This window comes from Georhizobium profundi, from assembly GCF_003952725.1.
In the GTDB taxonomy this organism is placed as follows: Bacteria; Pseudomonadota; Alphaproteobacteria; order Rhizobiales; family Rhizobiaceae; genus Georhizobium; species Georhizobium profundi.
Map to the genome: position 1 here is coordinate 4,178,176 of NZ_CP032509.1, position 13,487 is coordinate 4,191,662.

Consider the following 13,487-nt stretch of genomic DNA (forward strand, 5'->3'; position numbering starts at 1 on the left):
GACATGACGCAGACCTCTCGCAAGGGTGCCGTGATCGTCACCGGTGCCGCACAGGGATTGGGGCGCGCCTTTGCCCGCAGGCTGGCCGAAGACGGCTACGCGGTCTGTCTGTCCGACATTGCCGGCGACCATGTTGCCGCGGCGGCCGACCAACTGGAAAAGGATGGTCACGCGGCGCTGGGCCTGGCGGTCGACGTGACGGATGAGGCGTCGGTCGACGAGATGGTCGCGGCGGTCGTCGATCGCTTCGGCTCGGTCGACGGTCTCGTCAACAACGCGTCGATCTTCTCGACCCTGCAGATGCGTCCCTTCTTCGACATTCCGCTTGCCGAATGGCGCAAGGTCGTCGACGTGAACCTGACCGGCGTCTTCATCTGCAGCAAGGCCGTCGCCGCGCCGATGCGGGTGCAGGGACACGGGCGCATCATCAATATCTCGTCGGCCGTCGTGCCCATGGGACGGCAGAACTACCTGCACTATGTTGGCTCGAAAGCCGGTGTCGTCGGGATGACACGGGCCATGGCCCGCGAACTTGGCGAATGGAACATCACGGTGAACGCCATCCTGCCGGGCGCCACGGACACGGGCATCGAGCGCGCGACCGTCACGCAGCAGCAGCGCGATGCGCTGATCGCCATGCGGTCCATCAAGCGGACCCAGGTTCCCGACGATCTTTGCGGCGTGGCGAGCTTCTTGATGTCGAAGGACAGCGCATTCATGTCGGGCCAGAGCCTGATCGTGGATGGCGGCGCCTGGTTCTCGTAGGTGGAGGGATCGATGAACGCCAACGTCAAACAGACAGAGGGAAGCGGCACGTTCGGCCGGCGTCTCGGCTTCGGCGCCCGGCCGCTCCTGCTCGTCATCGATATCGCGCGTGCCTTCACGGAAGAAGGCCGGCCGCTGGCGGCAGAATGCAGCGCGGTCATCGAGCAGACCAACTGCCTCGTCCGTGCCGCGCGCCATGCCGGCGTGCCGGTCATGTACACGGTGGTGGCCTATGACGACGCGAACCTCTCCGACGCCGGCCTCTGGGCCTTGAAGATCGGTGGCCAGGCCGACCTTTTGGCCGGAAGTTCCGGCGTCGAACTCGATCCGCGTCTCGACCGCGACCCGTCCGAGCCCATTCTCGTCAAGAAATACGCGTCCTGCTTCTTCGGTACCGACCTATCAAGCCGGCTGGCCGCGTCGGGGCGCGACACGGTGGTCATTGCCGGATTGACGACGAGCGGCTGCGTCCGCGCGACCGCCGTCGATGCCATCCAGTCGGGCTTCCGGCCCATCGTCGCCCGCCAAGCCGTGGGCGATCGCTGGGCCGATGCCCATGCGCAGTCGCTAAGCGACCTTCAGGCAAAATACGCCGACGTCGTCGATGTGGGCGAGGTACTGGACTATTTCACCGACCTTGGCCGGCCGGACGATACCTCCAAGACGCCGGTCAGCGTAGCATCGCACCGCCATCCACCTGTATAGCGGTGCCCGTCATCCAGTTGGCCTTGCTTGAGACGAGGAAGGCGATCAGCTCGGACACGTCCTCGGGCTCGCCCGCCCGGCCCAGCGGAAAATCCTTGCCGCGGCTGGCGAGCAGCGCGTCATAGGCCTCGCCGCTCATGCCGGCCTCCAGCCAGATGCGGCTCCGCACGAGCGCGGGCGCAACCACATGCACCCGAATTTGGCGCGAGGCGACCTCGGTAGCCAGAGCCGTGGAGAACCGCTCGATGGCACCTTTCGTCGCCGCATAGAGGGCGCTGCCGGGGCGCGGCCGGGAGGCGAGCGTGCTCGACAGGTTGACGATCGTGCCGCCGTCGCTCATCAGCGGCAACAGCGCACGCGTGACACGCAATGTGCCGAAGACGTTGACCGCGAAAAGCTGCTCCATGTCCGCATCGGACGTTTCGACGAAGTTCTTCCGCGGCAACACTATACCCGCGCAATTGACGAGCGCCGCGACGGCCCCGTGGCGATTACGCACCGTCTCGACGAGCGAGGCGACCGATAGCGCATCGGCGACGTCGCATTGTTCGAGGGTGATGCCGGCGCCAAGCAGTTCCTCGGCCGCATCGAGACGCCGGGCACAGCCAACGACCCGCCACCCTTCCCGCACCAGCACCTCGGCGACCGAACGGCCGATGCCGGCGCTTCCGCCGGTGACGACGGCAACGCGGGGAGCGCTCATCGCGCCTCGCCTTGCGTGTCTGTTGGCGCGAGGAAGCCGCGTCCGCTCGCCAGCATCGATGCGGTGCGGATCGCCGCCGTCATCGAGCCGTGCTGCGCAAAGCCCTTGCCCGCAATATCGAACGCGGTGCCGTGCGGCACAGAGAGATGAACGTAGTCGAGCCCGAGATAGACGGTGCATGCACCTTCGAAAGCAGCGGTCTTGAGAGCAATCTGGCCCTGATCGTGGTACATCGACACAATCGCATCATAGTTCCCCTCGATGCATTTGCGAAACACCGAATCCGGCGAGATCGGACCCTCGATCGTCAATCCCTCTGCGCGCAGCGCCTCGACCGCCGGCGCGATGATATCGCTGTCCTCCTCGAACATCGCGTGCGGATTGAGGCCCGCGACGGCTAGGCGGGGCGTATCCAGTCCCCAGCGCCTGAGGTGCCGGTCGGCCAGCCGCGCCACATGGCAGATGCGCTCATGGGTCACGGACGCGGCGATATCGCGGATACGCAAATGCTCGCCGATCGGCACGACGCGCAACGGCCCGCTCATCCGCAACATGAACGTGTCCTTCGGCTGGAGATCGTCGAGATCCTCGACGACACGGGCCATGCGCATCGATTGGGTGTTGATCGGTCCCATGATCCAGCCATCGAGCACGCCCTGCTGCGACAAGGCGGAAGCACGATCCATCCACGCCTTCACCGCCCGGCCCGAGGCAGCCGAAGGTTTACCGATCTCAAAGTCGCCTGCCTGAAGCGCGCCGCAGGCGATGACGGGAATGATCGCACGGCCTCTCGCCTCCTCCGGCGTCTCGACCGCGACCACCGGAAGATTGGCGCCGACCGCCCGCGCCGCCGCCTCGACGGCGGCAACATCGCCGACGAGGACCGCATCTCCGTCCTGCCGGGACGCTGCCGCGAGAAGCGCCTTCACGGAGACTTCCGGGCCGATGCCTCCCGGATCGCCAATCATCACACCGATTTTCGCAGTCTTCATGCGCCTCTCCCGTCAGTCCTACCGTCCTCGGATGCCTATTCTCTCAGAAAGAAATCGCGCACTAGGGCATTGAATTCGTCCTTCTTTTCGATCTGCGTCCAGTGGCCGCAATTGCCGAAAATATGCAGGTTGGAATTGCGCAGAAGGCGGTTGTAGCGAAGACTGGTTTCCATCGGCACGACCTTGTCGTCCCTTCCGTGCACCAGCAAAGCCTCGTGCTCGATGAGGGCGATGCGTTCCTCCGGCGTCGCGAGCGCTTCGATGTGGCGCTGTCGCGGCGCAGGGAACATCGCCGAAAAGCTCTCCTGGAATCCGGGACGCACGCTTGCCTCGTATCGCGACTTAACCAGATCGTCCTTGATCAGCGTTTTGTCGAAGGCGAAATGCTCCTGCATCATGTGGCGCATGTTCTCCACCGACGGCTCATAGCCCCAAACGGCATCGAGCCCCTCGGTCAGGTCGAATTTGAGGCCGGCGGCACCCATCAGCACGAATTTGCCAACCCGTTCGGGATGGCGATCCGCCAGCGCGATGGTCAGCGCCCCGCCGAAGGAATTTCCGACGAAATGCGCTTTCGGCACGTCGACGACGTCGAGAAAGGCCGTGATGTGCTCCAGCCAGGCATCGAGCGTGTATTGCTGGCCCTGTCGCCGTTCCGTGTAGCCGAACCCGGCGGCGTCGGGCGCAATCACCCGAAAATGCTCGGCCAGCGCCGGGATGGTTGCCCGCCAGTTGGCATAGCCGGTAACGCCCGGACCGGAACCGTGAAGCAGCACGACCGGGACGCCCGAGCCGCTTTCGAGATAGTTGGTGCTGAGGCCGGCGGCTTCGACCGACTTGCCGATTTCGGGATTGCCGTCTCGCTTTACGTCCATCATGTCTCTCCCATTGAAGCGTTCGCAGGTGGCGGTAACGATCCGTCCGCCCTGCTCAAGGTGCTGTAAATCGTCGGGCGCGACGCGCCTGTTCGCGGCAGGCCAACTCACCCGGCGATGACGGCTCGGTGCCGACGCCGGACGGCTGCGTTCAGGGCGCCGGATGGATCATCCCGTGCCGTCGCGCGCGAGGTCGCCTTGGCGCAAACGGACGAGATCGAGCGCGACGTCGACGATCATGTCTTCCTGCCCGCCGACCATCTTCCGACGTCCGAGCTCGGTCAGAATAGTCCTGGTGTCGATTCCGTGTATCCGGGCCGCATGCTCCGCATGGCGCAGGAAGCTCGAATAGACCCCCGAGAAGCCAAGCGACAGGGTTTCCCGATCGACCCTGACCGGCCGATCCTGCAGCGGCCGCACCAGTTCCTCGGCCGCATCCATCAGTGCGTAGAGATCGCAGCTCAGTTCATAGCCGTCACGAAGCGCCGCCGCGACGAAGACCTCCAGCGGTGCATTGCCCGCACCTGCGCCCTGTCCGGCCAGCGAGGCATCGACACGTTCGGCACCCTCCTCGATCGCGGCGATCGAATTGGCGACGCCCAGCGACAGGTTGTGATGCGCATGAACGCCGACCTGCGTATCCGGCTTCAGCGCGTCGCGCAGCGCACGCGTACGTTCGCGCATGCCGCGCGTCGTCAGCGCGCCTCCGGAATCCGTGACGTAGACGCAATGCGCACCGTAGTTTTCCATCAACTTCGCCTGTTCGGCGAGAGCATCCGGAGCGGCCATATGCGCCATCATCAGGAAGCCCGCGACGTCGAGATCCAGTTTGCGGGCATGCTCGATGTGCTGACGCGAAACGTCCGCTTCCGTGCAATGCATCGCGATCCGCACGGAGCGCACGCCGGCATCATGCGCGGCGCGCAGATCCTCGACGGTGCCGATGCCCGGCAACAGCAGCGTCGTGAGCCGCGCGGTCGTCAGCACCTCCGCCGCGGCCGCAATCCACTCCAGATCGCTGTGCCGGCCAAAGCCGTAATTGAAGCTGTCGCCGGCCAGTCCGTCGCCATGCGCGACCTCGACGGCGTTGACGCCGGCCCTGTCCAGCGCGCGGGCGATGTCGCGGACCTGATCGAGCGTATACTGGTGGCGGACGGCATGCATGCCGTCGCGCAGCGTGACGTCCTGGACGTAGATATTCTTTCCCATGTCAGGCAACCTCGGCAAGCGAAGCGACCATGCGCTCGCCGGTTCGCAGCGCCGCCGACGTCATGATGTCGAGATTGCCGGCATATTTGGGTAGATAATGGCCCGCTCCCTCGACCTCGAGGAAAACGGTGACCTTGGTCGGCGACACCAGCGCGGCGTCTCGCCGGGCGAGCGTCGCCCTCGACAGGCTTTCGAACTGGACCGTCTGCTTGAGGCGATAGCCGGGCACATATTTCTGGACAGCCTTGACAATGCGCTCCACCGATGCGGCAATCGCCTCGCGATCGTCGCTGTCGACCAGGCAGAACACCGTGTCCCGCATAATCAGCGGTGGCTCGGCCGGGTTCAGGATGATGATCGCCTTGCCCCGTTGCGCTCCGCCGACGGCTTCGATGGCGCGGGCGGTGGTTTCGGTGAATTCGTCGATATTGAGCCGGGTACCTGGACCTGCCGAAACCGAGGCGATGGAGGCCACGATCTCCGCATAATGCACCGGCGTCACCTGCGCGACGGCGGCGACGATGGGGATCGTCGCCTGTCCGCCGCAGGTCACCATGTTGACGTTGCGCGCATTGCGGTCCGCTTTGAGATTGACCGCCGGAACGACATAGGGACCGATCGCCGCCGGCGTCAGGTCGACGACCGATTTGCCGTCCGCCAGCAACAATTCGCTGTGACGGGCATGCGCCTTCGCCGACGTGGCATCGAAGACGATCTCGATATCGCGATAGGCCGGCATGGCACGCAGACCGTCGATGCCTTCGGCTGTCGTGGCCACGCCGAGCCGGCGCGCGCGGTCCAGCCCGTCGGACTGCGGGTCGATGCCGACAAAGGCCGCCATCTCCAGGCTTTTCGATACCCGCATCACCTTGATCATCAGGTCGGTGCCGATATTTCCGGTGCCGATAATCGCTACCTTCGTCGCCATGTCAGGTCTCCGAAATCGTGAAGGACACGCAGCCGAGAGCGGAAATTTTGGCCATGATCCTTCCGGATTGTTCAAGGGCGAACATCGGTCCGAGCGCACCCGACAGGATGATCTCTCCGGCGCGAAGCGGCTGGCCCATGGCCTGCATTCGCCCTGCAAGCCATGCGACGGCATTAAGCGGATTGCCCATGCAGGCCGCGCCGCTGCCCGACGACACGACCCGGTCCTCGAGCCGCATCTCCATCGCACAGCCGGTAAAGTCCACGCCGAGCGGCGACCGGGCCGGCGTTCCGAGCACGAACATGCCGGACGAGGCGTTGTCGGCGATGGTGTCGACCAGCCGGATGTCCCAGTTGGACACCCGGCTGCCGACGATTTCGATGGCGGGCATGACGCACGCCGTGGCGCGCAGGACATCGGCGACATTCGGCATCGCGACGTCAAGATCGCTGCCCAGCAGGAAGGCGATCTCCGCCTCGGCCTTGGGTTGCAGGATCCGCCCCGGTGGCAGCGCACAGCCGTCGCCGAGGATCATATCCGACAGCAACGCCCCGAAATCGGGTTCGTCGACGCCGAGCTGTTTCTGCACCGCGAAGGCAGTCAGGCCGATCTTGCGGCCGATCAGCCGCAGCCCCGCCTTCCGTTTCCGGTCGATGTTGATCTGCTGAACGCGATAGGCCGCATCGGGACCGCCATCCGCCAGGAGGTCGCGGACCGGCTCGCAAGCGCTGCCGGTCTCCTCGGCTTGCCAGAGGCGGTCGGCCGCCTCATTGATCCGGTCGGCCCGGGGGTGTGTTCGTGTCATTGCTTCAACCATGGTGTCTCTCAATCTCCACGAGTGTGACGAGATCAGCGTAGACGTCGCCGTCGAGGACGCTGGCGGCGTAAACGGTGAGCGGCTTCGTGCATGGCGCCGACTCGACGCGGCCGTCCCTTATGTCGAAGGCGCCGAGATGCAGGCCGCATTCAATGATGAAGCCGTCGAGCATTCCGCCGTCGGTCAGCGAGGCCTGGCCATGCGTGCAGGTGTCGTCGGTGACGAACACCTTGTCCTCCACCAGCCAGACGGCGAGCGGCGATCGATCAGGAAACTCGACCTTCAGACCGTCGTCTTCCGGGATATCGCTCACGGCGCATATCCGGGTGGATGCGTGCTCAAATTGCGGCAATCGTCTCTCCATGTTACAAAAGCCCGCGCGGTCCCGACAGGACTCCGTCGGCGCTCTTGCCGAGAGCATCGCGCACAAAACCAGCCGGATCCGCCTGCATGACCGCAAAGGGATAGTCCGAGCCCAGCACGACGCGTTCCACGCCCATCATCTTCACGAGATAGCGGAGTGTCCGGGCATCATAGACGACGGAATCGACATGGAAGCGACGCACGAGATCGGCGGGTTTCGCATTCAGCCCGGAAAGATGGGCAAGCTTCATGCGCCTTGCCTGCTCCAAACGCGGCATCAGCATGCCGATCGACCCGCCGCCGTGGCAAAGCAGGATATCGAGATCCGGAAAGCGCTCCGGCACGCCTGAGACGACGAGGGACAGCGCGGCGAGCGACGTCTCCACCGGAAACATCGAGACGGCCACGTCGGGTGTGCCCCCGACCCGTTCGATACCGACAGGATGGAGCGCATGGACCATGATCGTCATGCCCTCCCTCTCGCAGGCTTCGTAAAACGGATCGAGTGACCGGTCGCCCAGCGCGACGCCATTGACATGGCTGCCGATCTCGACTCCGAGCGCCCCCGTAGAGCGCAGTTCGCGAACCTGTGCCGCCGCGGTCTCGGGCGCCTGTAGCGGAACCATTCCGAAAGCACGAAACCGCTCGGGCCGCGATGCCGCCATCGCAACGATCTGCGTATTCATCGCCTCGCAGAATGCCGCGCCGTCGCGTTTGTCGAACCAGTAGGACAGGAGCTCCGGCATGGGAGACAGAACCTGCACGTCGATCCCGTCCGCATCCATGTCGCGGCATCGAACCTGCATGTCCCAGCTGCGCCGGTCGATTTTGCGGAACACCCTGCCGGCGATCATCACGTCCGCCATGCCGTCATCGCGCAGTTCGACCGACGGCCACCGCGGCTCCGACGCAGGCGCCGACGCAAGACGGTCCGGCACTACATGCGTGTGATAATCGACGGTCTGTGACATCTACTCTCCCCTGCGCCACACTAGGGAACCAGACGTGTCGGAGTAAAGATATCGAGAACCCTCATCTCGGTATTCAAGAATCATCGCAGCAGCCTCTTCAAGTCGGCGCCCGGCGCCAGCAGCACGGCAGGATCGACGGTTGCGCCCCGCCCGATAGCCTTGCGTGCGATGGTCGCTAGTTTCGGATTGTCGAGAGCGATGCAGCCCGTCACGCGTCCGTCCGCGTGATACACCCACACGGGACCGCCTCCGGCCTGATCGATGAACACTTCGTCGCCGCTGCAGACCCCTTCGCCTTGCAACCGGCTGCCGAACTGGTCGGACCAGAAGCCCGGCACCTCCGAATATTTGGTGGATTCGCCTAGAAGGGCCGCCGCAACGGCGCGGGCATGCCGGTCCGCATGCCGCCAGGTCTCCTGCCGGACGGTTGTCGGGCTCCACGAAACGGGGTGACGCGCAACGTCGCCGACCGCCCAGACATGCGGCGCGGAAGACCGTCCCGCGCCATCGACGATGACGCCGTCCTGACAGGCAATGCCCGCCCGGCGCGCCAGATCGTCATTGGGCACGACCCCGATGGCGACGACCACGACGTCTCCTTCGAGCGAAGTTCCCTTGCTGGTGGACAGAACGACGCCCGCCTCCACCCATCTGGCGCCGACGACGGACTGCCCGAGATGGAAGCGCGTCCCCGCCTCCTCGTGCCGGCGCTGCAGCACGCGTGAGACGGCGGGGCCCACCTGGCGCGCCATGACGCAGGGCGCCGTTTCCACGACATCGACCTCCACATTCATTGCCCGCGCACTGGAGGCAAGCTCGAGACCGATGACGCCGGCACCGACAATCACCAGCCGTCGGCCCGGACGCAGTTTTTCGCGGAGAGACAACGCATCGGCCTGGGTACGCAGATAGGAAATGTCCGGTCCACCCTCGCCGAGCGGCAGGCGGCGCGCGCGGGCACCCGTGGCGATCACCAGGTCGTCAAACCGCAGCGTTCCCCCGTCGCCCAGTTCGAGCAGCCGTTCCGGCAGCCGGATTGCCGTTGCGGCGACGCCGGAGCGCACCTCGATGTCGCGGGCATTCCAGATGTCTTCCGGCTCGAGATAGAGACTGTCAAGCGCATCGGCGCCGGTGATGATGCCCTTGGAGAGCGGCGGCCGCTCATAGGGCGGATGGGGCTCGTCGCCGATGATGGTGATGCCGCCGCCATAACCGCGTTCGCGCAGGCTGAGCGCAACGCGTCCGCCCGCCTGGCCGCCACCGACGATTGCGATTCTGCTTTCAGGCACCGGCGACTCCTCTGACGATCATCGCAAACCCAAGGAGGATCAGGATTGCGTTGAGGATATTGCGAAATCTGGAATCATCGATGCCCCGTATCATCCGCGCCGCAAGCATCAGGCCGATCATTGCCGGGATGACGGCGAGCAACGAGGCGGCCATCACCGGGGGCGTCACCGCACCGAAGATCAGCAGTCCCGCCACATAGGGCACGGCCCCGAAGAAATAGACGACGGAAATGGCGGTCAGGAATTCGGTTCGACCAAGCCCGAGACTTGAAAGATAGATGATGATCGGGATGCCGAAAAGGGAACTGACGCCGCCGAGCGCGCCGGCGGCAACGCCGGTCGCAATCCCGGCGGGCAGTTCCAGATGCGGTGGCAACTTGTACCCTTTCGCGAGAGTCAGAACGACGATGGAAGCGATCAGTATGAGGCCGGCCAGGATCAGAAGGGTGGAGTTATCGACGCGCACCAGCAGACTGGCCGACAACAACAACGAAATCGCCATCGTGAGCTGAAGCGGCCAGAATCTGCGCACGACGATGCGCAGTGCCCCGTTCGTCATTGCCTGCCAACCGTTGGATACGATGATCGGCGCCATGGTCAGGGCCGCCGCGGTCGGCACGCTGACTGCGAACGACAGGATCGGCAACGCGACCATCGGCAGGCCGACACCGGAGACCCCTTTGACGAGGCCGCCGGTGAAGAATGCCGCGACGACGACCGCCAGCACCCAGACCTCGGGATCCGTCACCGGCATCACTCCGCGGCCGACGGAAGAGAATCCCGGCTGCTGACGCGTCCTGCCTTCGCAAAATAGTGCCAGCCGAGAACGGCTAGGGAAAGAACCGCAGCCACAGCGGACACGACGGGCACCGCCACGCCGAAGAGCGCCACCGCCGCCAGGACCATCAGCACCACGCGCAGCCATCCGGCGATCGACGAGGTAAAATAGCCCATCGATGCCGCGGCGAGCGTGAACATCGCCGCCGTCGTCATCAGGAGATCGACCACGATCGTGGCGACGTCGGCCTGCATGATCAGGCCTGGACGCAGCATGAAGGCGAAGGGAATGAGGAAAACGACGATGCCAAGCCGCGAGGCCGTCACCGACGTCTTCATCGGCGGCGCTTCCGCGATAGTCGCTGCGACATAGGCGCAGACGGCGACCGGCGGCGTGAGATGCGAGGCCACCGCGAACCAGACAAGGAAGAGATGGGCCTGCAGGACACCGAACCCGGCCTGGATCAGCCCCGGCGCCAGCAGGATGGCCGCCAGCGCATAGACCGCGGGCACCGGCATACCCATGCCGAAGATGATCGTCACGAGCGCCGCCAGGATCAGGATGAGGATCGGCATGCCGCCGGCCATCTCGAACATTTCGTAGGAGATCTTGGATCCGAGGCCGGTGACATTGAGAACCTGTTCGACAAGGCCCGCGGCGGCCACCGCCGCCACGAGCGGCGCCATCATCACCGCCGCGTCGGTCACCAGATTGACCAGGCGCACAGGCCCGAGCCGATAGTCGCGCTCTGGATTGAACCAGCTCAGCACGACCGTTCCCGCGATGGCGATCGCGACGCTGTATTGCGGCGTGAAGCCCGATTCGATGAGGTAAACCAGAACGATCATCGGCAGGACATAGACCCAGCCCGTGCGCATGACCTTGAAGAAGGTAGGAATCTTGTCTTCGTCGATCTGGCCGAACCCGTGCTTTGCCGAAAAGTGGTGAACCTGAAGGTAGAGGGTGAAATAATAGATCAGCGCGATGGCGATCGACGCCTTGACGACGTCGCCATAGGGAATGCCCGTGAACTCCACCAGGATGAAGACCACGGCCCCCATGACAGGCGGCAGGAAGCTGCCGCCGACACAGGCGACCGTCTCGATGGCGGCCGCGATATGTGCGGGATAGCCGAGGCGTTTCATCATCGGGATGGTGATCGTCCCGGTCGTGACGACATCCGACGTCGGGCTGCCCGATATCATGCCGAACAGACCGCTGGATACGACACCGACCTTGGCGACGCCGCCGACCCTGCGGCCGGCGACGATCGCCGCCACGTCGAAGAAGAACTGGCCGCCGCCGCTCGTCTGGAGGATCTTGCCGAACACCACGAACAGATAGACATAGACGGCCGCCGCCGCGACGGGAGTGCCGAAAAGCCCGCCATTCACGCTGATGATCGATTGCTCGATGATGTCGGCCGGCGTGAACTCGCGGTGATAGAGGAAACCGGATAGGAGATGTCCGAATGCAAGGTAGCCCATCAGGATCAGCACAACGGCGAGCATCCCAAGACCGACCCGGCGCTTGACCATGACGAGCGTGACGAAGATGAGGATAGCGCCGGCAACCAGCTCGATCATCGAGAATTCGCTGATGCCGAGCATCCAGGTTCCAAGACGCGGACTTTCGATCATCAGATAGCCGCCAGCGAGCGCGACGCTGACCGCCATGACGATCTCGAACCAGCCGGTTTTTTGAACACCTGTTACTCCGGAGGTCGTGAGGCATGCGACGATCAGCATAGGTATCATGAAAAACAGACCGAGCTGGATGGGCGTCACGATCCCGACGAAGGCCAACCAGAACTGGAAGATCGCAAGTGGCAATGCGAGCGCCGTGGCAATTGTGCGGGTCACCGGATTGAGCGGGACGCTGTCGCCGCCCGTCAGCACGTTTCCGACCAGTGTTGTGATACGCTTACCCATGCCGATGCGCCTCTCTCAGAAAGATGCCGACGGCCTTCATGGTCCGCCCATAAGCGAACGAGGCCAGATTTTCCGCTGGATTGTGCAATGCCAGAATGGGTGGCCGATCGAGGGGTCGGCCACCGGCGCCTGTTCAGCGACTTTCGTAATACGCTTTCGCGGCCGGATGCAGCGGAACCCCCGGCACATCCGGAACGATCGTATCGCTGGTGACACCCTCGAGAGCGGGGTGCATCGCGTGGTAGACGGAGAGCTGCGTATCGAGCGCCTTCGCCAGCTTATAGACCTGTTCGTCCGTGGCCGAAGGCCCGGCGATGATGTAATGCGTGCTGGCCGGCACGGTCAGGTCTTCGTCCTGGAACTCGTAGGACCCAGCCGGGATGGTGCCGACCGTCACACCCATCGCCTCGGCCGCGCCCTGGGCCTCTGCCTCGCCCATGGGCAAGAAGGCCACCGGCGTCACCGAATTCAGCTCAACGAGCGAACCGACCGGGATGAACCCGCCCGTGATCTCGATATCGGCGCGGCCACCCTTCATCAGTTCCATCGTGCCGCCGGTATTCTGCTCGATCAGCTGACCGCCATAGGAGACGATGTCGTCGGTCGTCATGTCGTACTGCGCAAGGATCGCATCGACATGGGCGCGCGCCCACAGATTGCCCGGCTGGTTGATACCGAGCCGCACCGGAATCTCGCGTTCCTTGACGTCGGCGAGGCTTTCGATCTGGTTCTCCTCCAGGAAATCCTTGCGGCCATAGACATGGGCCAGCGTCAGATCGGGGCTGAGCGCGGTGACAAGCCAAAACTTCCCGTCATACGATTCCGGGAACGGCGCCGCGCCGTCTTTGGCGAGATTCATCTCGATGACCGTCTCCAGCGCAAATTCGCGCTCACCATTGGCGACTGCCGCGAACGAACCGGCCGGATTGCCCGGTTCGTAGACGATGTTCGAGTTGGGAAACGCGCTGCGAACGACTGCCGCCTGGCCCTCGCCCAGAATACTCACCATGCCGCGTGCTGAGTAGCCGGCAATGGTCGCGACGATCGGCTCGTCGTCATCGAAAGCAATCTCCTGCGCAAAAGACACGCCGGCCGTCAGGATAATGCCCGCGCACAAAACGCCCAAGAGACTGCGCTTGAATTCGTACATTGTGTTTCCTC

The 13,487-nt window shown here is 64.3% G+C and carries 14 protein-coding genes; 2 read left to right on the plus strand and 12 right to left on the minus strand.

Features of this window, described 5'->3' with window-relative positions; all coding sequences use genetic code 11:
- Positions 1–3 precede the first annotated feature (3 nt).
- Both D5400_RS20185 and D5400_RS20190 read left to right on the plus strand, forming a co-directional pair.
- Positions 4–765 (plus strand): SDR family NAD(P)-dependent oxidoreductase, encoded by a 762-nt coding sequence (locus D5400_RS20185; protein ID WP_126012129.1) that lies wholly within the window; start codon positions 4–6, stop codon positions 763–765.
- 12 nt (positions 766–777) lie between these two features.
- Entirely contained in the window at positions 778–1,470 is a 693-nt protein-coding gene (locus tag D5400_RS20190) for an isochorismatase family protein (RefSeq protein WP_126012131.1), read from the plus strand.
- On the opposite strand, the gene D5400_RS20195 is transcribed toward D5400_RS20190, so the two are convergent.
- The 12 genes from D5400_RS20195 to D5400_RS20250 form a co-directional block, all read right to left on the minus strand.
- Positions 1,436–2,173: an SDR family NAD(P)-dependent oxidoreductase gene (locus tag D5400_RS20195; protein WP_164527980.1), complete on the minus strand. Its 738-nt coding sequence runs from the start codon at positions 2,171–2,173 to the stop codon at positions 1,436–1,438. The genes D5400_RS20190 and D5400_RS20195 overlap by 35 nt on opposite strands.
- Positions 2,170–3,165, minus strand: coding sequence for a PdxA family dehydrogenase (locus tag D5400_RS20200; RefSeq protein WP_126012135.1), 996 nt, complete (start codon positions 3,163–3,165; stop codon positions 2,170–2,172). The genes D5400_RS20195 and D5400_RS20200 overlap by 4 nt, the downstream gene beginning before the upstream one ends.
- 35 nt (positions 3,166–3,200) lie before the next feature.
- Complete coding sequence (locus D5400_RS20205) at positions 3,201–4,043, minus strand: alpha/beta fold hydrolase (protein WP_245451373.1); 843 nt, start codon at positions 4,041–4,043, stop codon at positions 3,201–3,203.
- A gap of 165 nt (positions 4,044–4,208) precedes the next feature.
- On the minus strand, positions 4,209–5,249 hold the full coding sequence (dmpG, locus tag D5400_RS20210) for a 4-hydroxy-2-oxovalerate aldolase (protein WP_126012137.1): 1,041 nt from the start codon (positions 5,247–5,249) through the stop codon (positions 4,209–4,211).
- 1 nt (position 5,250) lies between these two features.
- Positions 5,251–6,177: an acetaldehyde dehydrogenase (acetylating) gene (locus D5400_RS20215; RefSeq protein ID WP_126012139.1), complete on the minus strand. Its 927-nt coding sequence runs from the start codon at positions 6,175–6,177 to the stop codon at positions 5,251–5,253.
- A 1-nt stretch (position 6,178) separates the two neighbouring features.
- Complete coding sequence (locus D5400_RS20220) at positions 6,179–6,982, minus strand: 2-keto-4-pentenoate hydratase (protein ID WP_126012141.1); 804 nt, start codon at positions 6,980–6,982, stop codon at positions 6,179–6,181.
- Positions 6,983–6,986: 4 nt separating this feature from the next.
- Positions 6,987–7,307 (minus strand): Rieske 2Fe-2S domain-containing protein, encoded by a 321-nt coding sequence (locus D5400_RS20225; protein ID WP_205665494.1) that lies wholly within the window; start codon positions 7,305–7,307, stop codon positions 6,987–6,989.
- A 52-nt stretch (positions 7,308–7,359) separates the two neighbouring features.
- On the minus strand, positions 7,360–8,328 hold the full coding sequence (locus tag D5400_RS20230) for an amidohydrolase family protein (RefSeq protein ID WP_126012144.1): 969 nt from the start codon (positions 8,326–8,328) through the stop codon (positions 7,360–7,362).
- An 80-nt stretch (positions 8,329–8,408) separates the two neighbouring features.
- Positions 8,409–9,617, minus strand: coding sequence for an NAD(P)/FAD-dependent oxidoreductase (locus D5400_RS20235; protein ID WP_126012146.1), 1,209 nt, complete (start codon positions 9,615–9,617; stop codon positions 8,409–8,411).
- Positions 9,610–10,365: a sulfite exporter TauE/SafE family protein gene (locus D5400_RS20240; RefSeq protein WP_164527981.1), complete on the minus strand. Its 756-nt coding sequence runs from the start codon at positions 10,363–10,365 to the stop codon at positions 9,610–9,612. Before D5400_RS20240 ends, D5400_RS20235 begins: the two co-directional genes overlap by 8 nt.
- A 5-nt stretch (positions 10,366–10,370) precedes the next feature.
- Positions 10,371–12,326 (minus strand): TRAP transporter permease, encoded by a 1,956-nt coding sequence (locus D5400_RS20245; RefSeq protein WP_126012150.1) that lies wholly within the window; start codon positions 12,324–12,326, stop codon positions 10,371–10,373.
- Between the two features lie 133 nt (positions 12,327–12,459).
- A complete protein-coding gene (locus D5400_RS20250) occupies positions 12,460–13,476 on the minus strand; it encodes a TAXI family TRAP transporter solute-binding subunit (protein ID WP_126012152.1) in 1,017 nt (338 codons plus the stop codon).
- Positions 13,477–13,487: the final 11 nt, after the last annotated feature.

Bases quoted from the DNA above. Each gene is read 5' to 3' on its own strand.
- D5400_RS20185 (WP_126012129.1), top strand. From the start codon at position 4: ATGACGCAGACCTCTCGCAAGGGTGCCGTGATCGTCACCGGTGCCGCA.
- D5400_RS20190 (WP_126012131.1), top strand. From the start codon at position 778: ATGAACGCCAACGTCAAACAGACAGAGGGAAGCGGCACGTTCGGCCGG.
- D5400_RS20195 (WP_164527980.1), bottom strand. From the start codon at position 2,173: ATGAGCGCTCCCCGCGTTGCCGTCGTCACCGGCGGAAGCGCCGGCATC.
- D5400_RS20200 (WP_126012135.1), bottom strand. From the start codon at position 3,165: ATGAAGACTGCGAAAATCGGTGTGATGATTGGCGATCCGGGAGGCATC.
- D5400_RS20205 (WP_245451373.1), bottom strand. From the start codon at position 4,043: ATGATGGACGTAAAGCGAGACGGCAATCCCGAAATCGGCAAGTCGGTC.
- dmpG (WP_126012137.1), bottom strand. From the start codon at position 5,249: ATGGGAAAGAATATCTACGTCCAGGACGTCACGCTGCGCGACGGCATG.
- D5400_RS20215 (WP_126012139.1), bottom strand. From the start codon at position 6,177: ATGGCGACGAAGGTAGCGATTATCGGCACCGGAAATATCGGCACCGAC.
- D5400_RS20220 (WP_126012141.1), bottom strand. From the start codon at position 6,982: ATGACACGAACACACCCCCGGGCCGACCGGATCAATGAGGCGGCCGAC.
- D5400_RS20230 (WP_126012144.1), bottom strand. From the start codon at position 8,328: ATGTCACAGACCGTCGATTATCACACGCATGTAGTGCCGGACCGTCTT.
- D5400_RS20245 (WP_126012150.1), bottom strand. From the start codon at position 12,326: ATGGGTAAGCGTATCACAACACTGGTCGGAAACGTGCTGACGGGCGGC.
- D5400_RS20250 (WP_126012152.1), bottom strand. From the start codon at position 13,476: ATGTACGAATTCAAGCGCAGTCTCTTGGGCGTTTTGTGCGCGGGCATT.